At 63.6% G+C, this 18,768-nt stretch carries 17 protein-coding genes; 4 read left to right on the top strand and 13 right to left on the bottom strand.

Annotated elements, in window-relative coordinates; translation table 11 throughout:
* The first annotated feature begins 3 nt into the window (after positions 1–3).
* Positions 4–453 carry a TonB system transport protein ExbD gene (gene exbD / locus ACSQ84_RS14760; protein ID WP_436212416.1) on the top strand — a complete coding sequence of 150 codons (450 nt, stop codon included), beginning with the start codon at positions 4–6 and terminating at the stop codon, positions 451–453.
* On the top strand, positions 453–1,283 hold the full coding sequence (locus ACSQ84_RS14765; RefSeq protein ID WP_436213079.1) for a TonB family protein: 831 nt from the start codon (positions 453–455) through the stop codon (positions 1,281–1,283). The genes exbD and ACSQ84_RS14765 overlap by 1 nt, the downstream gene beginning before the upstream one ends.
* Positions 1,284–1,288: 5 nt before the next feature.
* On the opposite strand, the gene ACSQ84_RS14770 is transcribed toward ACSQ84_RS14765, so the two are convergent.
* From ACSQ84_RS14770 to ACSQ84_RS14785, 4 genes are all read right to left on the bottom strand, one after another.
* The gene (locus ACSQ84_RS14770) at positions 1,289–2,191 is read right to left on the bottom strand and encodes a carbohydrate ABC transporter permease (protein WP_436212417.1); all 903 of its coding nucleotides are present in this window, start codon (positions 2,189–2,191) and stop codon (positions 1,289–1,291) included.
* Positions 2,184–3,143: a carbohydrate ABC transporter permease gene (locus ACSQ84_RS14775; RefSeq protein ID WP_436212418.1), complete on the bottom strand. Its 960-nt coding sequence runs from the start codon at positions 3,141–3,143 to the stop codon at positions 2,184–2,186. The genes ACSQ84_RS14770 and ACSQ84_RS14775 overlap by 8 nt, the downstream gene beginning before the upstream one ends.
* 158 nt (positions 3,144–3,301) lie before the next feature.
* Positions 3,302–4,648 carry an ABC transporter substrate-binding protein gene (locus ACSQ84_RS14780; protein WP_436212419.1) on the bottom strand — a complete coding sequence of 449 codons (1,347 nt, stop codon included), beginning with the start codon at positions 4,646–4,648 and terminating at the stop codon, positions 3,302–3,304.
* A 168-nt stretch (positions 4,649–4,816) separates the two neighbouring features.
* Entirely contained in the window at positions 4,817–5,860 is a 1,044-nt protein-coding gene (locus ACSQ84_RS14785) for a C-terminal binding protein (protein ID WP_436212420.1), read from the bottom strand.
* 234 nt (positions 5,861–6,094) lie between these two features.
* Between ACSQ84_RS14785 and ACSQ84_RS14790 the strand changes: the two genes are divergently transcribed.
* Positions 6,095–7,780 (top strand): methyl-accepting chemotaxis protein, encoded by a 1,686-nt coding sequence (locus ACSQ84_RS14790; RefSeq protein WP_436212421.1) that lies wholly within the window; start codon positions 6,095–6,097, stop codon positions 7,778–7,780.
* Positions 7,781–8,020: 240 nt separating this feature from the next.
* On the opposite strand, the gene ACSQ84_RS14795 is transcribed toward ACSQ84_RS14790, so the two are convergent.
* Both ACSQ84_RS14795 and ACSQ84_RS14800 read right to left on the bottom strand, forming a co-directional pair.
* On the bottom strand, positions 8,021–8,998 hold the full coding sequence (locus ACSQ84_RS14795; protein WP_436212422.1) for a Bug family tripartite tricarboxylate transporter substrate binding protein: 978 nt from the start codon (positions 8,996–8,998) through the stop codon (positions 8,021–8,023).
* 102 nt (positions 8,999–9,100) lie between these two features.
* The gene (locus tag ACSQ84_RS14800) at positions 9,101–10,036 is read right to left on the bottom strand and encodes a DMT family transporter (RefSeq protein WP_436212423.1); all 936 of its coding nucleotides are present in this window, start codon (positions 10,034–10,036) and stop codon (positions 9,101–9,103) included.
* Between the two features lie 116 nt (positions 10,037–10,152).
* On the opposite strand from ACSQ84_RS14800, the gene ACSQ84_RS14805 reads away from it, so the two are divergent.
* Positions 10,153–10,569 carry a DUF1330 domain-containing protein gene (locus ACSQ84_RS14805; RefSeq protein WP_436213080.1) on the top strand — a complete coding sequence of 139 codons (417 nt, stop codon included), beginning with the start codon at positions 10,153–10,155 and terminating at the stop codon, positions 10,567–10,569.
* A gap of 177 nt (positions 10,570–10,746) precedes the next feature.
* Here ACSQ84_RS14805 and ACSQ84_RS14810 read toward each other — a convergent pair whose 3' ends face one another.
* The 7 genes from ACSQ84_RS14810 to ACSQ84_RS14840 all read right to left on the bottom strand — a co-directional run bounded on the left by ACSQ84_RS14810 (position 10,747) and on the right by ACSQ84_RS14840 (position 18,626).
* Positions 10,747–11,709 (bottom strand): TRAP transporter substrate-binding protein, encoded by a 963-nt coding sequence (locus ACSQ84_RS14810; RefSeq protein ID WP_436213081.1) that lies wholly within the window; start codon positions 11,707–11,709, stop codon positions 10,747–10,749.
* Between the two features lie 41 nt (positions 11,710–11,750).
* Positions 11,751–13,058 (bottom strand): TRAP transporter large permease, encoded by a 1,308-nt coding sequence (locus ACSQ84_RS14815; protein ID WP_436212424.1) that lies wholly within the window; start codon positions 13,056–13,058, stop codon positions 11,751–11,753.
* 1 nt (position 13,059) lies between these two features.
* Positions 13,060–13,605, bottom strand: a complete 546-nt coding sequence (locus ACSQ84_RS14820; protein WP_436212425.1) for a TRAP transporter small permease — start codon at positions 13,603–13,605, stop codon at positions 13,060–13,062.
* A 211-nt stretch (positions 13,606–13,816) separates the two neighbouring features.
* Positions 13,817–15,028 (bottom strand): alpha-hydroxy acid oxidase, encoded by a 1,212-nt coding sequence (locus tag ACSQ84_RS14825; RefSeq protein ID WP_436212426.1) that lies wholly within the window; start codon positions 15,026–15,028, stop codon positions 13,817–13,819.
* Between the two features lie 36 nt (positions 15,029–15,064).
* Positions 15,065–15,865: an MlaD family protein gene (locus ACSQ84_RS14830; RefSeq protein WP_436212427.1), complete on the bottom strand. Its 801-nt coding sequence runs from the start codon at positions 15,863–15,865 to the stop codon at positions 15,065–15,067.
* A 221-nt stretch (positions 15,866–16,086) separates the two neighbouring features.
* Complete coding sequence (locus tag ACSQ84_RS14835; protein WP_436212428.1) at positions 16,087–16,947, bottom strand: L,D-transpeptidase; 861 nt, start codon at positions 16,945–16,947, stop codon at positions 16,087–16,089.
* A gap of 479 nt (positions 16,948–17,426) precedes the next feature.
* Positions 17,427–18,626: a serine hydrolase domain-containing protein gene (locus ACSQ84_RS14840; RefSeq protein ID WP_436212429.1), complete on the bottom strand. Its 1,200-nt coding sequence runs from the start codon at positions 18,624–18,626 to the stop codon at positions 17,427–17,429.
* Positions 18,627–18,768 lie beyond the last annotated feature (142 nt).

Below are 18,768 nucleotides of genomic sequence, written 5' to 3' on the forward strand. Positions count from 1 at the left end.
ACCATGGGCGCTAGATTGGGCACACGCGCTTCCCTCGGCGGCCGGTCGCGCGGCGGCGACGACGATCTTGCCGAGAACCACGAGATCAACGTCACGCCGTTCATCGACGTGATGCTGGTGCTGCTGATCATCTTCATGGTTGCCGCACCGCTCGCCACCGTCAATCTCGGCGTCGATCTGCCGGCCAGCGCGGTCGAACCCGCGCCGCGCCCGGACAAGCCGGTGTTCGTCACCGTCAAACCGGATCTTTCGGTCGCGGTCGGCGAGGATGTGATCGCACGCAATACGCTGACTGCGACGCTCGATGGCGCCACCAAGGGGCGCAAGGACGAGCGGATCTATCTGCGCGCCGACAAGGCCGTCAGCTATGGCGACCTGATGGAGGTGATGAACCTGCTGCGCAACGCCGGCTATCTCAAGGTCGCACTGGTCGGCCTCGACGGGCGAAGCTGATCGCCATGAACGCGTTCGTGCTGCATGATGCCGCCGATCACGCCGGGGTCCGGCGCTGGAGTACCTCGAGCATCGCGATCGTCGCCGCGCACGCTGCGCTGATCGCGCTGTTCATGAACTGGTACACGCAGCGGCCGCCGCCGGGCGCCATCTTGCCAGCGATCATGGTGGACATGGCGCCGGTATCGGCGGCGCCGCAATCGACTGAGCTGGAGCGCGCGCCTGATCAACTGATGGAGCAGGCCGACGCCTCGCCGCCGGAGCCGGTCAAGCAGCAGGAGGTGGTCGAGGAGCAGATCGCGCCGACCCCGCCGCAGGAGAAGCCGGAGGTAGTGGCGCCGCCCGAGCAGAAGGTGGAAATGAAGCCGGCGACCGAGCCCGCCACGCCCGTCCCGGACGCCAAGCCGACACCGGTCAAGCCCAAGGTCGTCCGGCCCGACGCGAAAAAGCAGAACCAATCGCCGCCGGCGCCGCGCACGGCGGCACCGCCCCGTGTTGAACGCCAGGCCCAGGCCGCCTCGGCGGCCAGCGCCGGAGCCACGGCCTCGGCGCTCGCATCCTATAATCAGCGCGTCCGCGCGCATCTGATGCGTTTCCACCAGTATCCGTCGGCAGCGAACGGCCAGCGCGGCGTCGCGAGGCTGTCCTTCACGGTGAGCCGCAGCGGGCAGGTAAGCGGAGGCCGCCTTGGCGGATCGTCGGGCGTCGCCGCGCTGGACGTTCAGGCCGTGGCGATGATCCGCCAGGCTTCACCGTTTCCCGCGATCCCGCCCGAAATCCCCCAGGGATCGATCAGCTTTACGATCCCCGTGGCGTTTACCGTCAGGTAGAGCGTCTATTCCTTCACCGCGCCGGTCAGCGACGAGACGTAATAGTCGACGAACAGCGAGTAGAACAGGGCGACCGGCAGCGAGCCGAGCAGCGACCCCGCCATCAGCGCGCCCCACTGGTAGACGTCGCCGGTGACGAGTTCGGTCAGGATCGCGACGGGGACGGTCTTGTTGGCGCCGCTCTGGATGAAGGCGAGCGCGTAGATGAACTCGTTCCACGACAGCGTAAACGAGAAGATGCCGGCCGAGATCAGGCCGGGTACCGCCAGCGGCAGCGTGATCCGCCACAAGATCTGCAGCCGTGTCGCACCATCCACCAGCGCGCATTCTTCCAGCTCATACGGGATCGACTTGAAATAGCCGATCAAAAGCCAGGTGCAGAACGGCACCAGGAAGGTCGGGTACACCAGGATCAGCGCCAGTGGTGAGTCGAACAGTCCGAATTGCACGATCACGGTGGCCAATGGAATGAACAGGATCGAGGGCGGCACCAGATAGGCTAGATAGATGCCGAGGCCGACATAGGGGCTGCCCTTGAAGCGCAGCCGCTCGATCGCGTAAGCGGCCAGCGTCGAGGCAAACAACGACAGGAAGGTCGAGCAGACCGCCACGAACATCGTGGTCTTCAGCCAGGTCGGATACGCCGTATTGAACAGCAGGTGCTTGATGTGGGCGATGGTCGGCGAGGTGATCCAGAACGGGTTGTGCTCCTTGTAGTTCAAGAGCTCCGCGTTCGGCTTGAACGAGGTGATCGCCATCCAGTAGAACGGGAACAGCAGGATCAGCACGAAGCAGGACAGCGGCAGATAGATCATCATCACGCGCCGCGCGCGGGAATCCCACGACATGGTATCCGGCGTGGCGCTGGCGACATTGCTGTTGCCCGGTGAGGCGGCTACGTCAGTCATTGGCTTCTCCTTGCTGCCATTTGCGGCGGGCGAGGCCGAAGTAGCTAAACAGCGTCGCGAACACGAGGAACGGGATCATCGACACCGCGATCGCCGCACCCTCGCCGAGTTCGCCGCCGGCGATGCCGCGCTGGAACGCCAGCGTCGCCAGCAAATGCGTCGAGTTGACCGGCCCGCCGCGGGTGATGGCGTAGACCAGCTGAAAGTCGGTGAAGGTGAATATGATCGAGAACGTCATGACGATGGCGAGGATCGGCATCATCATCGGCAGCGTGATGAAGCGGAAGCGCTGCCAGGCGGTGGCGCCATCCAGCATCGCGGCCTCGTAAAGCGAGGGCGAGATGGTTTGCAGGCCCGCCAGGAGCGAGATCGCCACGAACGGAATGCCGCGCCAGATATTGGCGGCGATCAGCGAGAACCGCGCCGGCCACGGCGTGCCCAGGAAGTCGATGTTGGTGGTGCGGATGTGCAGCACATCGACCAGCAGATAGGAGATGATCGAGAATTGCGGATCGTAGATCCACCAGAACGCCAGCGCCGACAACACCGTCGGCACGATCCACGGCAGCAGGATGATCGCGCGCAGCATGCTCTTGAACCGAAAGTGGTTGTTGAGCAGCAGCGCCAAATAGAAGCCGAGCGCGAATTTCCCGAAGGTCGCGACCGCCGTATAGAACACGCTGTAGAACACCGCGCCCCACCACAAGGAATCCGTATAGAGATACTGGAAATTCTCCAGGCCGATAAAGATGCCGCGCTGGCCGATCGTGGTGTCGGTGAAGGCGAGCCAGACGCCGAGGCCGAGCGGATAGGTGAGGAACACCGCGAGCAGCCCGATCGCGGGCGCAAGGCACATCACGATCAGGAACGGCTTGTAGTCGAACAGGCGGACGATCCAGCCCGGCTGACGCTGCTGAATGATGCGTCGAGAAGATAGGGTCGTTACAGACATCAGATTTTCGTCCGTTGTCGTCATTGCCTGCAACAAACAAGAAGCGTTTGTGCAGGGGAGCGAAGCGACGAAGCAATCCATTCTTCCTTTGGGGAGCTATGGATTGCTTCGCTTCGCTCGCAATGACGGTTAATCCAGAGTGCGTTTCGACTTCGACGTTACCGGCCCTGGCGGCGGAAATACCGCTTCGCACGCTGCTCCGCCTCCGCGGCCGCGGCCTCCGGCGTCGAGGCGCCGGTGGCAACCGCCGCGCACATCTGCACCAGCACGTAATCGGCGCCGACGGCGCCGGTTGCGGTCGAGATCGGACCCTTGTAGCCGTCGTAATACGTGCTCTGCATGGTGTTCTTGAAGATCGCGACTTTTGGATCCTCGGTCCAGACCTTGGCGTCGGTGTAGGCGGCAAGCGGCTGCGACCAGTAGCCGGAGTTGGCGTTGAGCCACGGCTCGTACTGGTCCTTTTCCAGCATGAAGGTCAGGAATGCCTTGGCGGCGTTGGGATACTGGCTGTGCTTGAACAGCATCGCGTTCAGCGTCAGGCCCGCCATCGGTGAAATCTTGGCATTGCCCTTCGGCAGCAGCTGATGCTCGCTGTCCTCGGCGATCGGACGGGTCGCCGGATCGTTCTTCAGCGAGAAATACAGCGACACGCCGTTGGCGGTCAGCGAGATTTCGCCGGATGAGTAAGCGCGGTTGTTGCTGACGTCGTTCCAGGACGGCGTGCCGGCGATGAAGGTCGGATATAATTCCTTGACCCATTTCAGCGCGGCGATGGTCTCCTTGCTGTTGATGACGATGTTGCCTTCCTCATCGAGCAGCGAGGCGTTGTGCGACCAAAGCACCCAGTTCGCAAAACCGTTACCATCGCCCCTGGCATTGCCGAGCGCGAAGCCGGCCGGTTTGCCGGCCTTCTGCAGCTTCTGGCACAGCTCGAGAATTCCGGCGTGATCTTCCGGGACCTTGTCGTAGCCGACCGACTTCAGGATCGACTTGCGATAGATCAGCGGACCGGCGGTCGCGCCGAACGGCAATCCGATCCAGGCGTTGCTCTTGCTGCGCTTGCCGTAGGTCTGCGCCAGCGGCAGCCAGCCGCCGTAGCGCTTGCCGAGGTAATCGGCGACGTCGCTCAGTTCGACCAACTTGTCGACGTAGATATGCGGCGCGTCGGAGAAGCCGATGATGATGTCCGGGCCAGCGCCGGAGTTAGAGGTCACCGCGGTCTGCTGGTTGATGTCTTCCCAGCCGACGAAGTCGACCTTGACCTCGACCCCGGTCTCCTTGGTGAACTTGGCGGCGTTGGCGCGGAACACGTCCTCGTCGGCCTGCACGAAGCGCACCGGGCGCAACATGCGCAGGGACGCGCCTTTTTCGATCGCGTATTTTGGGGCCGGGACGTCGGCGGCCTTGATGGTGGAGGCGGTTTGCGCCGAGGCGCCGGTGACGGCCAGCGCAGCGGCGGAAGCGCCCAAAGCCAGCGCGTCGCGGCGGGTGATGTCGTACGTCATGGTCTTCTCCCTGTTTCCTGTTCCCGGCGTTGAACCGCCTGGTGAACTCACGCCCTTGGTTCCAGCCCGGAACTGACAGGCTCGCCTTTAGTCGTCTCGCCTCTAGTCGCAGCGCATCTTGCGGGCGCGGACCGTTCTCCGCTTCGCCCGAAAACGCACTTGGCCGTCCTAGCTGTTCGGACCGCGATCCATGCTGACAGGTTGCCAGCGTCGAAGCGAAGTATTTTGCAGCACTGACGGATTGACGCAGCTTACCGGCCACATTCCCGACAGCACCAGTGACAATTCGTAGCCCACGCGGCGCTTGCGCGCCTCGTCGAAACGTGCCGATGCCGAGGCGACATGGGCCGTCAGGGTGACGTTTTCCATCGATAGCATCGGGTTGTTGTGCGACGGCGGCTCCTTTTCCAGCACGTCGAGGGCGGCGTGCGCGATCCAGCCCTCCTGCAGCGCCTTGATCAGCGCTTCCTCGTCCACCGTCGCGCCGCGGCCGGTATTGATGAAAATCGCGCTCTTCTTCATCTGCTTGAAGTGCTTCTCGCCGAGCATGTGATGCACCTCGGGCCGCGCCGGGGCGTGCATCGACAGGAAATCCGACTGCGACAGCACCTCCGACAGGGTCGCCGGGACCACGCCGTGGTCGGAAATCAGGGTTTCCTGGATGAAGGGATCATAGGCGATCATCCGCAGGCCAAACGGGGCCGCGCGCTTGGCGACCGCGCGGGCGACCCGGCCGAACGAGATGAAGCCGAGCGTCTGCCCCATCAGCCGCGGAATCTTCAAAAGCTGTGGCCGGCCCTCGGACCAGCGCCCGGTGCGCACCATCTTGTCCTGCTCGACCAGGCGGCGGAAGCCCGCGAGCAGCAGCATCATGGCGTGGTCGGCGACCTCCTCGATGAAGGTGTCGGGGATGTTGGTGACGGGAATGCCTCGGGCGGTGGCGGCCTTGACGTCGACGCTGTCGACCCCGACGCTGCCGAGCGTGATGACCTTGCAGTTCTGCAGGCTATCGATGACCGCTTTGGTGATCGGCATGCCCTTGGCGTAGATCGCGTCGGCGGTGCGGGCGGCGGCGATGAATTCCGCTTCATTGGCCGGCGCCTCGATGATTTCGGCCCCGATCGGGTCCAGCGCCTCATTCTCATAGTCGTAACCGCCGCCGGCGGTGGTGAAACTCGCGCCTTTCGGCGTCAGTACCCTGAATTTCGACATTTCCTGCTCCCGATTTGACCGTTCGGTGTTGATTGTGGCCGCGGCACCTTGCCGTCGCCTCCCGAACTTACGCGTCCTGATCAGCTTCTCGCAATCCCGGAGCATGGAGACCAATGCTTTTTGCATGTCCGGGCTTCTACGGAGGGGCATCGTAACAAAGCGCTAAAGCCTCTGACTATAACGTGCGGCGAATCATTTCGCCAAGCGTGTCCCGCGCATTCCCGGAGATCTCCTGTGAAGCTGACAAATCTGAAGATCACCCCCAAGCTTGGCATCTTGGTGGGGGTGACGCTGCTCGGCCTGTGCGCCGCCGGCGTGCTCGCGGGCTACCTGATGCAGCGCGAGATGCTGAACGCGCGCATCGACCAGACCAAGGCGATCGTCGATATGGCGCTCAACATGGCCGCCGGCCTGAAGAAGCAGGTCGATGCTGGCCAGATGACCAAGGAAGCGGCCATCGCCGAGTTCGGCAAGCGCGGCAATACCCTGACCTATGACAAGGGTGCCGGTTATCTGTTCGGCACCGGGTATAACGGCATCACCATCATGGCGCCGGATCCCAAGGTGATCGGCGCCAACCGCATGGACGTGGTGACAAACGGCCGGAAGCTGTCCCAGGAACTGATGGATGGCGTCAAGGCCAATGGTTCGATCCTGCTGACCTATGAATATATGAAGCCCGGCGAGGAAAAGCCGATCCGCAAGATGGGCTACGCGGTCGCGGTCCCCGGCTTCGACATGTATGTCGGCACTGGTGCCTATCTCGACGACCTCGACGCCAAGATGAAGCCGATCGCCTGGCTGCTGGGGCTCGCCATTCTCGGCATCGCCGTGGTCGCGGGCAGCATCGCCTGGATGATCGGCCGCAGCATCGCAAAGCCGCTTGGCGAACTCGGTGCCCGCATGCAGGGGCTGGCCGACGGCAAGCTCGACGGTGACATTCCCGGTCTCGGGCGCGGCGACGAGGTCGGCGCGATGGCGGCAACCGTGCAGATCTTCAAGGACAATGCACTGCGGATTCGCGGCCTCGAACAGGCCGAAGCGGCGACGCAGGCGCGCGCCGCGGCCGAACGCCGGACCGCGATGGAGAACATCGCCAGCGATTTCGAGCGCAGCGTCAACGGCATCGTCCGCTCGGTGGCGACCGCCGCCGCTGGCATGCAGACCACGGCGCAATCGATGACGGCGACCGCCAGCGACGCCAGTTCGCGCGCTGCAACGGTTGGCGCCGCGTCGGAAAGTTCGTCCAACAATGTCGGCACGGTCGCAGCGGCAGCCGAAGAACTGTCGAGTTCGGTGGCCGAGATCTCCCGCCAGGTGGCCCGTTCCAGCGAAATCGCCAGCAAGGCGGTCGGCGATGCCGAGCGCACGAACTCCACCGTCCAGGCGCTCTCCACCGGCGCCGAGAAGATCGGCGAGGTTGTAAAACTGATCCACTCGATCGCCGCGCAGACCAATCTCCTGGCGCTGAATGCGACGATCGAAGCGGCGCGTGCCGGTGAATCCGGCCGCGGCTTTGCGGTCGTCGCCTCGGAAGTGAAGGCCCTGGCCAACCAGACCGCGAAGGCGACCGAGGAAATCTCGGCCCAGGTCGCGGCGATGCAGGCCTCCACCAGCGAGGCGGTCAACTCGATCGGCGGCATCACCGAAACCATCGCGCAGATGAGCGAGATCACGGTGAGCATCTCGACGTCGATCGACCAGCAGGGCGATGCGACCCGCGAGATCGCGCGCAACATCCAGTCGGTGGCGGCCGGATCGAGCGAGATCAGCGCCCACATCGGCGGCGTCACCACGGCGGCGGCAGCCACCGGCAAGGCGGCGTCCGACGTGCTCTCGAACGCCCGCGAACTCGATAATCAGTCCGGCATGCTGCGCAACGCGGTCGACGAATTCCTCGTCAAGGTTCGGGCGGCGTAAGCTTTATCCTCGTCATGCCCCGCGAAGGCGGGGCATCCAGTACGCCGCGGCGTTAGTGATAGATCGTGGACGGTACGGCATACTGGATCGTCCGCCTTCGCGGACGATGACGCATTGTATGTGACGGTTTGTAGGGTGGGCGCAAGCGTGCCCACCATTCCAGATGACCGTCCGTCGATAGATGGTGGGCACGGCGCGATGCGCCTTTGCCCACCCTACGCCACTACGCTCCAGCCATGCCTACTGCTTCTCGATCCCGGCGTCGGCGATCAGCTTTTCCCACAGCACCAGCTGCTCCTTCAGGAACGCGTCGAACTCTTCCGGCGTGCTCGAAAACGCTTCCATGCCACGCTCGGCGAGCTGGCTCTTGACGTCCGGCCGCTCGACCACCTTGCGGATTTCCGTATTCAGCTTCGTGACCAGGTCCTTCGGCATATTGGCCGGGCCGAAATAGCCCTGCCATGAGGTGATGTCGAAGCCCTTCACCGTGGCGTCCATGGTGGGCAGATGCGGCAAGAGGGCGGAGGGCTTCTTGGTGGTGACGGCGAGCGCCTTGAGCGCCTTGCCATTGACGTGGGGCAGGCCGGTCAGAACGTCGATGAACATCATCGAGACGCGGCCGGCGATCAAGTCGGTCAGCGCCGGCGGCGAACTCTTGTAGGGAACGTGCAGCAGGTCGATGCCGGCGAGGCGGGCGAAGGTGGCGCCGGAGACGATCGCCGCCGAACTGCCGCTGGCGTAGGAGTATTTGCCCGGGTCCTTCTTCGCCAGCGCAATCAGCTCGGCGACCGAATTGGCGGGGATGTCGGGATGGATCACCAGCATGAACGGCAGGTCGCCGGTCCGCGCGATCGGCGTGAAATCCTTGATCGGATCGTAGCTCATGTTCTTGAGCAGGTACGGATTGGCCGAATGCGTGGTGTTGGTCGTCACGAACAGCGTGTAGCCGTCCGGCGCCGTCCGCGCGACATAGCTCGCCGCGATCGAGCCGTTGGCGCCCGCCTTGTTTTCGATCACCATGCCGACGCCGAGCGCCGTGCCGAGTTCTTTGGAGATGATCCGCGTCGTGGTGTCGGTGCCGCTGCCGGCGGCGAACGGCAGCACCAGCGTGATGTTGCGGTTCGGATAAGGGGCCTGCGCGGAAGCCGTTGATGCCAGCGCGAACAGCAGAGATGTGGCCGCCGCCAAGCGCCGGTATCGTTTCAAAGACGCGATCATAGGTTCGTTTCTCCCGGTTGGTTTTTTAGGGGTTGGCGGGCAAGCTAGCCTGCCCGGAATGAAAGCGGAAGCCCGTGCAGCACGGCGTCTAGGACACGGAATTCACGCCCTCGCCGAAGCCCGCCGCGACGCGATCACGACGCCGGCCAGCACCAGCGCATAGCCGACCAGGTGAAACAGCCGCAACTGCTCGCCGAGTAGCAGGATGGCCATCGCCGAGCCGAACACCGGCACCAGGTGGAAGAACGGTGCGGCGCGGTTCGGGCCGATCAGCGCCAGGCCGCGGTTGAAGAACGTATAGGCCAGCGTCGAGGGAAAGATCAGGACATAGGCCAGCGTCGCCAGCGTCAGGAAATCGAATTTCAGCCTGGCACCACTCGAAAACTCCCAGACCGAGAACGGTACCAGCATCAGCGCGCCGCAGCAGGTGGTGAAGGAAATCAGCGACAATTGATGCGTCACCGGGCGGCGCGGCATCAGCGCCGAGTAAAGCCCGAACGACACCAGCGACGAGGCAAACATCACGTCGCCCTTGTTGAAGGAGATGCTGGCGAGCGCTGCGAAATCGCCGCGCAGGATGATGGTCAGGACCCCGATCAGCGAAATCGCGATGCCGGCGAGCTGCGCGCCGGTCAGCCGCACCCCGAACAGCACCAGCGACCACATCGCCACGAACAGCGGGCCGGACGACTGGATCAGCAGCGCGTTCAGCGCCTGGGTATATTGCATCGCCCAGTAGGAAATCGCGTTGTTGTAGGCAAAGCCGATTGCCGACAACAACAGCATCATCGGCAGATGGGCGCGCAAGACCTTCCAGTCGCGCTTGAGGTGCGGCCAGGCGAACGGCAACAGGATCAGGAAGACGCCGAACCAGCGGATCGTGGTCAGCGTGATCGGCGGCACGTGGTCGCCGACATGGCGTGCCAGCACGATGTTACCGGCCCAGAACAGCGAGGTCAGGGTCAGCAGGATATAAGGCTGGTTGTTGAGCCACCCGATGGGATCGCGGGCAGGCGGCACAGGTGCGGGGCTGGTCATGGTGTTACACGAGTTGTGCCGGATTTACGTCGCGCGACAAGTCCCGAGTCTGCAATGCTACCATGGCTGCAACGCTGCAATGTTTCGAATTCGTCGTATCCGGTCAGGAGCACATCATGGGCGTGGATCTGTTGAATGTCAGGGGTCTGAAGGAGCTGGAGCACCAGGGGCCGGTCGTGATGGTCAATCTGATGCGGTTCCGCGAGCGCTCGCTCGACGGCGACGGATCGGGCTGGGATGCTTACCTGCGCTACAGCGCGCTCACGGTGCCGATGATCAAGGCGCGCGGCGGCACGCTGCTATGGACCGGCGACGCCAAGGCGGTCGCGCTTGGCGTCGAGGAGGGCAATCAGTGGGATTATCTGGCGCTGGTGTATTACCCCGACGCCGCCGCCTTCATCGACATGATGACCTCGGCGGATTACGAAACCCGCTGCGATCCGCACCGCACCAATGGCTGCGCCGAGCATGTGATCATTTGTACCAGCGAGGCGTACAGCAAGTTCGGGGTGGGGCCATTGCCGAGAGCCTGACCGGGAAAGCGGCCGTTTTCAGGTCTTGCCCAACACTTGAAAGCTATTCGCTTTTTTCGTCGTGCTCGGCCTTGTGCCGAGCATCCACGTCTTACTCACTTCAGCAAGAAAGACGTGGATGGCCGGGACAAGCCCGGCCATGACGATTTTTGCTAGCAGAGCACGATATCGATCGGCCTACTTCTTGTAGGCGGCGATCACGGCTTCACCATCGGCGCCGGCCTTTTTCGACCAATCGGCCGTCAGCTGCTCGCCGATTTTCTCGAGGCCGGACTTCAGCGCCGGGGGTGGCGGCAGCACCTTCATCTTGTTGGCCTGAAGCTGGTCGAGATACCACTTGGCTTTTTCCTCGGCGAGCTTCCAGCCGCGTTCTTCGGCGACCGCGGCGGCCTTGAGGATCGCGTCCTGCGTCGGCTTGTCGAGGCCGTCAAAAGCCGCCTTGTTCACGAAGGTGACGTTCTTTGGAATCCAGGCCTGCGTATCATAGAAGTGCGTCATGGTTTCCCAGGCCTTGCTGTCGTAGCCGGTCGAGCCCGAGGTCATGAAGGCGTTGACGACGCCGGTCGCCAGCGCCTGCGGCAATTCCGCCGCCTGGATGGTGATCGGCTGCGCGCCGACCAGTTCGGCGATACGCGATGTCCCGACATTGTAGGCCCGCCACTTCAGGCCCTTCATGTCCTCCAGGGTGTTGAGGTCCTTTTTGGCATAAATGCCCTGCGGACCCCACGGCACCGCGAACAGCAGCATCAGGCCTTGCGATGCGAGCTTCTTTTCGATGGCGGGTTTTGATGCGGTCCACAGTTTCTTGGCCGCCGGATAGCTCGTTGCCAGGAACGGGATAACATCGACGCCGAACAGCGGGTCCTCGTTCTCGTGCAGCGAGATCAGAACCTCGCCCGCCTGCGCCTGACCGGTGGTGACGGCGCGCTTGATCTCCGGTGCCTTGAACAGGGATGCGGCGGGATGCACGGCGATTTGCAGCTTGCCGCCGGTGGCGTCGCCAACGTCCTTGGCAAACGCGATCAGGTTGACCGAATGCGGATTGTCCGCCGGATAGGCTGCCGGAAGATTCCATTTGGTCTGCGCTGTTGCGGGAACGACAGTTGCGGGAACGGCAAGCGCCGCGACGCAGGCAGCCATTGCGCCCGCTTTAACAAATCTGAACATGACAATACCTCTCTCTAGCCAGGGAACGCTATCCGCGGCAGCAGCATCACGATATCAGGAAAGACCGTGATGATGGCAACCGCGAGAACGAGCAAAAAGAAAAACGGCAGGGCCGCCTTGGCGACGGTGTTGGAATCCTTGCCGCTCATGGTCTGCAAGACGAACAGATTGAAGCCGACGGGCGGTGACACTTCAGCCATTTCCACCACCAGCACCAGGAAGATACCGAACCAGATCAGATCGAAGCCCGCCTGCTTCACCATCGGAATGACGATGGCCGTGGTTAGCACGATCATGGAAATGCCGTCGAGGGCGGTGCCGAGCACGATGTACATGACGGTGAGCGCGGCGATCAGCGAATAGGGGCTGAGTTGCAGGCCGTTGACCCAGTTCGCCAGCGCGAGCGGGATGCCGGTGTAGGCCATCGACGTGCCCATGTAGGAAGCGCCCGCCAGGATCAGCAGGATCATGCAATTGACCCGCGTTGCGCCCATGACGCTGGCCCAGAAGGCCGGCCAGGTCAGCGCGCCCTGCCACCAGGCGATTGCGAGCGATCCCAGTACGCCCCAGGCGGCACATTCGGTCGCCGTCGCCCAGCCCATCAGCAACGACAGAAAGACGAAAGCGATCAGCAGCAGGCACGGGAACAGATTGAGCGATTCTGCGATTCGCTTGCGAAAACTCATGGGCGGGTCGGCCGGCGGCGTGCGCTTCGGATTGGCAAGCGACCAGATCGCGATGTAGCCGGAGTAAAGCGCCATCACCAGCAGGCCCGGCAGAAAGCCGGCGAGGAAAACCTGAATGATGGAGACGTTGGCCTGGACGGCGTAGACCACCATGGTGATCGACGGCGGGATCAGAATGCCGAGCGTGCCGGCACCGGCCAGCGAGCCGAGGCTCAGGCCTTCGTCATAGCCGCGCTTCTTCAGTTCGGGCAGGGCGATCTTGGCCACCGTGGCGCAGGTGGCGGCCGACGATCCCGACACCGAGCCGAACACGCCGCAGGCCAGCACGTTGACGTGCATGAGCCGGCCGGGCAGCCAGTTCAGCCACGGCGCAAATCCGCGGAACATTTCCTCCGACAGCTTCGTGCGGAACAGAATTTCGCCCATCCAGATGAAGAGCGGCAAGGCGGCGAGCGACCACGACGCGCTGTTGCCCCACACCGTTGTCGCCAGCACGCTGCCGGCGGGAATGGCGCCGCCGGCGAATTGCATGCCGGCCCATCCTGTCGCCATCAGGGCGACGCCGATCCAGACGCCGGCGCCGAGCAGCAGCGCGAGAAATCCCAGCAGGATGGCGGCGATCGAGAGAAGCTCCATGTCAGACCCCGCTCTGCATGGCGCGCTCGACGATTTCCTCGGCGCTGGTCGGTTTCGGCAATTCGTAGCGCGGCGGGAAGCCGCGCAGCACATGGATCAGCTCGTCCACGAAGGCGATGCAAAGAATCACGAGGCCGCCGCTGTAGCCGAGCTGCGGAATCCACAGCGGCACCGCGATGACGCCTTGCGAAATGTCGGAAAATTTCCACGACTGCCAGGTCATGATCACGGCATGCCAGGCGAAAAAGCCGATGAAGCCGGTGCCGACGAGGAGGGCCGCGATCTCCACATAATGGCGCACACTGTCGCTGAGGCGGTCGATCAGCAGACCGACGCGGATCATCTCGCCGTGCTTGAACGTATGGGCGAGCCCGAGGAAGGCGGTTGCCGCCATGCACCAGGAGATGAAATCGTCGCCCGCCGGAATGTTGATGCCGAGCGGCCGGCCGGCCGAAAGCAGCATCATCAGCACGAAAATCGCGATCAGGAAAACGCCGGCGAGGTAGCCGGAGAAAAGGTAGAGCCGATCGAGAAACAGGCGGATCATCGTGTGTTCTTCCCCTCACGCGCATACTGACCGGAAGCAATAGACGTACCACTTCTGGCAACGGTCGCCCTGTCCGAAAAGGCCTGTCGATTCTGGCCGTGGCTGATCTGGCCGTGCTGAAAATCGGCTGCTGAAATCAGTCCCCTGGGGACAGGTTTTCCGAGTTACGGGGGATCGTCAAGGCGAGGGCGTCAAATCCTGCTATCCCGCGTCAAAACTTTCGCACTAGATCCGGCGTGATCTCGGCGATATTGCGAATGCCGAGCAGCGCGAGGTCGCGGTCGATCTCGGCATGGAGCAGGCTGATGGCGCGCTGCACGCCGGCCTCGCCGCCGGCGATGGCCGCGTAGAGGAAGGGACGGCCGACCCAGACGAAATGGGCGCCGAGCGCAAGTGCCTTGATCACGTCGGTGCCGCGGCGGATGCCGCCGTCGACCATGATGGTCATGCCTTTCGCCTCGGCCGCGATCTCCGGCAGCGTGCGCAGGGCGGACATCGTGTAGTCGAGCTGGCGGCCGCCATGGTTGGAGAGCATCACGCCATCGACGCCGCTCTCGCGCGCGATGCGGGCGTCGGCGGGCGAAACCAGCCCCTTGACGACGAGCTTGCCCTTCCAGCGCTTGCGGATCAGTTCGACATGCTTCCAGGCCAACTGGTCGCGGGCGCCGATGTTGCGCATCAAATTTTTCGCCAGCACCGGCGGGCCGCGCTGCGCGTCCATGTTCTCGAAATGCGGCATGCCGTGGTTCTTCACGGTGCGCAGCCACGTGCCGAACAGCCAGTGCGGATGCGTCACCGTGTCCCAGAAGACCTGCGGCGTGATCGCCAGCGGCACCTGAAAGCCGTTGCGGATGTTGTTCTCGCGGTTGGGCGGCACCGGCACGTCGGCGGTGACGACGAAGGTGTCGTAGCCGGCCGCGGCCACCCGGTCGACCAGCGGCTCGATGCGCGCGGGCAGGCCGGCCAGATAGGCCTGGTACCAGGCGGCCGGATTCGCGCGGCGCACGTCCTCCAGCGTGATTAGCGAGGAAGCGCTCAGGATCATCGGCACGTTTTCGGCCGCAGCAGCTTGCGCCAGCACAATATCGCCGCGATAGGCGCACAGCGCGGAAGAACCCATCGGCGGAATGCCGAACGGCGAGGCGTAGGTCTTGCCGAACAGCGTCGTGGTCTGGTCGCGGCCGGAGACGTCGTTGAGCACCCGCGGCACGAAACCATATTCGTCGAAGGCCTTGCGGTTGTCGCGCACCGCGGCATCGGTCTCGGCGCCGCCCGAAATATAGCCGTAGAGAAATTTCGGAATCCGCCGCCGCGCCGTCGCTTCGAAATCATCGAGCGTGAGATAGCGTTTCAGGTGGCGCGGAACCGCACTCTCGGCGCGGGTCACCGTTGCGGGCGGGGCGGTCACGGTCTTGTCGAGCACGGCATTCCCTGTTCTTGGTTATTATCGGGCAATACCCTATCGTCTGGCGGGGGGCGCGGCAAACTTGCTGGTGTTGATGGACTGGCTGAGATCGATCAGCATTTTCCGGGCTTCTTTCAGCGCCGTGTCGGACTTCTTGTCGAAACTCACGATCAGTTCGCGCATCGAGATCACGGTCGGCAGCAATTCACCGCCATATTTGTCGCTGCCGAGGCCGCCGAGGAAATCCGTGGTCTTGTCCAGCGCGCTGTCGACGGAACTGATGCCTGCATCGGCGGTGCTGATGATGCTGGCGATCCGCTCGCCGTTGCCGGTCAGCGAGGCCGTGAACGTTTCGAAGTTGCGCAGCGTATCCTTTACCGCGACCTCATTGTCGGCGATGATCTTGTCGACGTTGCGCAGCGTCACGCGGATCCGTTCCTGCATGTCGAGCGTGCCTTCCAGATCCGCCGTGAGTTCGGGAATCCCGTCGGGCCCGAGAGGCGGCGGATCGACCGTGCCGCCGACAAAGGAGACGGCCGCGATGCCGGTGAGGCCCTGGAATTCAAGGCCGACCTGGGTATCCCTGCGCACCGGGGTGTTGCCGTCGATCATGGTCATCACGACGACGCGGCGCGGATTGTCCAGTTTCATCGACACCACTTCGCCGACCCGGACCCCGGCGAAATTCACGCTGCCGCCGTTGCGCAGGCCGGAGGCGGGGCCCTCGAAAATCACCCGGAACGGCGTCTTCTGCTTATTGCCGGCGAATTTCTGGTAGCCAAGGAACGAGCCGAGCGACCCGGCGATCAACGCCAGGGTCAAGGTCCCGATCATCAGATTGCTGGCGCGCGCCATCAGCGAAATCCTGCGAAGCAGGTCAACAGATAGCGGATTTGCCGCTGCAAGTCACCGAGGCGATCCCGGGGCGTGCCCTCGAAAATGCGGTCAACCTACGAAGGCATGCCATGTCCGCTTTACCCTCGGAGCGGACATGGTCAGCTCGTCAAAGCGCGTCGGCTAAGTCACTGCTGACCTTAAAGCGGCGACCGAAGGTTGCAGACCGAGCACGCTCTGAGTTACTGGACCTCGGCGATCTTCGGTCCAGATGCCTGCGCGTTAGTTGCCGAAGGCCGGTTCGACGGCAATGCCGGGTTCGGCGATCGGAAAGCGGCGTCGGGTGGCGCTCCCTGGGATGGGCGACGGGCAGCGGCTGCCGGAAGCACGATCACTTTCGCTCCGACTTTCACCCGCTCATAAAGGTCCACGACGTCCTCATTGGTCAGCCGGATACAGCCGGATGAAACCCGCTTCCCGATCGTATCGGGCTTGTTGGTGCCGTGAATTCTATATTCGGTCTCGCCGAGATACATCGCCCGAGCGCCGAGCGGGTTGCCGGGACCGCCTGCCATAAACCGCGGCAGGTAAGGCTGACGCTCAAGCATATCTGCAGGCGGACGCCAATCCGGCCATTCCGTCTTGCGGGCCACCGTCTGTTCGCCGGACCATGTGAAACCTTCGCGGCCAACGCCGATGCCGTAGCGTATTGCTTGCGTGTCGTTCAGAACGAAATAAAGGAACGTGTTTTTGGCATCGATGATCACGGTGCCCGGCATCTGGTGGCTGGCGTAGTCAACCACCTGCCGAACAAATGCTCCGGGACCGTCAGCGGCTTTTGGCGGTTCGACCAGAGGCGGCGGAGCCGGGGCCGGGGCCGGGGCCGGAGCCGGCGCTGATGCATGAACTGGCGTTGCCACGTAAACCGGAGTTGACGACGCCAAGGCCTGGTGCGCGGACGGCTTTCGTATCGGCTGCACGCTCGTCGGGCGAGACAGCAAACTGTACCCCAATGCGGCGACCGCCACGGCGCCAATGGCAACTCTCCCGACCATTGGTAGTGCGAGCGTCTCTGCCTTGCCTCGTTTGGCCCGCTTACTCATAGCTTTCCCCAGGTCACCATGCCCGGAAGAAGTACCCAGCAAAATTTAAGAAACTTCGAAGCGATTTCGCTCAGACTGGAACCGTTAGCTGTGGTTAACGCCGAGCTCTTATCGCCAACATAAAAAATGGGCAGAGCGGACACGCTCCGCTCTTTCGTTAACGGCGGCCTGGGTCATTTTCGAACATCTGGATCCCTGCTGCGGGATGCGTTTGCGGCCCTTACGGATATTTGAGCGTCCGCTTGTCTGCGCAGCTACGTCATCTCGATCATGATGACTTGGGTGGGCGTTTCTCCGCCGCGCATCCGACCACATCACGTCGCCAGCCTTGAACTCGCGTAGCAACTCTTTGCCATCGGGCAGCACCAGTTTCCGCTTGAGTGGAACCACTGCATACGCGCCAGCTGACGATGCTGGTGCGTGCGATCATGACCGGACCGACCCGGCAGGTCCGTTTTGGCGGCTCACCGCTCCGGGGCCTACGACGCCGGCTCCGTTCGCAGCGCGCTCACCGCGGCTCTGATCATCGCGATGTTTTCGACCGCGGCGTCGCTGTCGTAAGGCTGACGCCACGCGCTCTGAAGTGCAATGACCACCTGCTCGGTCGGATCGACGAAGATGAACTGGCCATAGGCGCCATTCGCCGCAAAGGCACCGTTGTTGACGCTGCCCGGCAAGGGCGGCACCGCCCACCAGTGATAGCCGTATCCCGCCGGTGAACCGGGCATGAGCCGACCGAAGGCGGTGGGCGCGCTGTCGGGCTGTCCGGCGAGATCGCGCCAGCCGGGCGGCAGCACCCGTCGGCCACTGAACGCTTCGCCGTCCTCCAGCACCAGCTGGCCGAAGCGGCCGAAGTCGCGCAGGCGCGCACTGACGCCAAGCCCGCCCAGCTCCAGGCCGTCCTCGGATTCGAGTTGCCAATACCCGTCGGCCTCCATGCCGGCAGGTCGCCAGATCTTCTCAGCGCAGTAGTCGGCCAGGGGCCGGCCCGTAGCGGCCACGACCAGCGCGCCGATCAGGCAGCTCTCGCCGGTCGAATAGTTGAAGACGGCGCCCTGCGGATGAGCACGCGGCAGTTCGTGCAGCAGGTCGAGGACGGAGCCTGGCCGCCGGCCCTCCATGACCTTGCCGAGGCGATAGTCCTCTGAGCGTCCGTCTGCATCGTCTTCCTCGCGCCAGGCCACGCCGGAGCACATCCGCAGGAGATTGCGAATCGTGACGCCCTCGTAAGCCGAGCCGCGCAGCCGCGGCAGGTATTGCTCGCAAGCGTCGTCAAGGCCGCCGATCGCGCCCTCGTGGAGCGCAGCCCCGACCAGCGTCGCGGTGATCGACTTCGCGGTCGACATGCTGGCCCACCGGCTCTCCGGGCCGTTGCCCATGCCGTAGCGCTCCAGCGCAATCTCGCCGTGCTTCAGGATCAAGAGCCCGGCCGTGCGGCGGCGGGCCATGTAGTCGCTGAGGCCGACACGCACCCCGCCCACCTCAAAGGTCAGGCCTGCGAGCGAACGGGCGTGCGATGGGAGCGGCCGCACCGCGTCGCCGCGCCGGATCACGCGCACCGGCCAGACCTGGTTCTGATTGCGGAAGGTCGGCGCCTGGTTTTCGGGTGTCGTGTCCCAGTGGTTCGGAGCCACCTGCTCCGGATCGGCCGCCGCATTCGTCGGTGTAGGATTGGCCATGAATACCCCCTCGTTGGTTGAGAGGACGCCAAATCGCCCGGGAACGGCGTGTTTGCAAAGCAAATCAAGTTGGTTTGACGTGGTCTGGACCCGCTGGCATGCTGACGGCCGACTGTAGCGGAGACATAGCCCGTCAGCGGGT

The organism is Bradyrhizobium sp. LjRoot220, from assembly GCF_964252915.1.
In the GTDB taxonomy this organism is placed as follows: Bacteria; Pseudomonadota; Alphaproteobacteria; order Rhizobiales; family Xanthobacteraceae; genus Bradyrhizobium.

What these genes read in the sequence shown, in the direction of transcription:
- ACSQ84_RS14785 (WP_436212420.1), bottom strand. Translation starts at nt 5,860, where the DNA reads ATGTCGAAATTCAGGGTACTGACGCCGAAAGGCGCGAGTTTCACCACC.
- ACSQ84_RS14835 (WP_436212428.1), bottom strand. Translation starts at nt 16,947, where the DNA reads ATGAGTAAGCGGGCCAAACGAGGCAAGGCAGAGACGCTCGCACTACCA.
- ACSQ84_RS14795 (WP_436212422.1), bottom strand. Translation starts at nt 8,998, where the DNA reads ATGATCGCGTCTTTGAAACGATACCGGCGCTTGGCGGCGGCCACATCT.
- ACSQ84_RS14800 (WP_436212423.1), bottom strand. Translation starts at nt 10,036, where the DNA reads ATGACCAGCCCCGCACCTGTGCCGCCTGCCCGCGATCCCATCGGGTGG.
- ACSQ84_RS14830 (WP_436212427.1), bottom strand. Translation starts at nt 15,865, where the DNA reads ATGGCGCGCGCCAGCAATCTGATGATCGGGACCTTGACCCTGGCGTTG.
- ACSQ84_RS14775 (WP_436212418.1), bottom strand. Translation starts at nt 3,143, where the DNA reads ATGTCTGTAACGACCCTATCTTCTCGACGCATCATTCAGCAGCGTCAG.
- ACSQ84_RS14770 (WP_436212417.1), bottom strand. Translation starts at nt 2,191, where the DNA reads ATGACTGACGTAGCCGCCTCACCGGGCAACAGCAATGTCGCCAGCGCC.
- ACSQ84_RS14820 (WP_436212425.1), bottom strand. Translation starts at nt 13,605, where the DNA reads ATGATCCGCCTGTTTCTCGATCGGCTCTACCTTTTCTCCGGCTACCTC.
- ACSQ84_RS14840 (WP_436212429.1), bottom strand. Translation starts at nt 18,626, where the DNA reads ATGGCCAATCCTACACCGACGAATGCGGCGGCCGATCCGGAGCAGGTG.
- ACSQ84_RS14780 (WP_436212419.1), bottom strand. Translation starts at nt 4,648, where the DNA reads ATGACGTACGACATCACCCGCCGCGACGCGCTGGCTTTGGGCGCTTCC.
- exbD (WP_436212416.1), top strand. Translation starts at nt 4, where the DNA reads ATGGGCGCTAGATTGGGCACACGCGCTTCCCTCGGCGGCCGGTCGCGC.
- ACSQ84_RS14815 (WP_436212424.1), bottom strand. Translation starts at nt 13,058, where the DNA reads ATGGAGCTTCTCTCGATCGCCGCCATCCTGCTGGGATTTCTCGCGCTG.
- ACSQ84_RS14810 (WP_436213081.1), bottom strand. Translation starts at nt 11,709, where the DNA reads ATGGCTGCCTGCGTCGCGGCGCTTGCCGTTCCCGCAACTGTCGTTCCC.
- ACSQ84_RS14805 (WP_436213080.1), top strand. Translation starts at nt 10,153, where the DNA reads ATGGGCGTGGATCTGTTGAATGTCAGGGGTCTGAAGGAGCTGGAGCAC.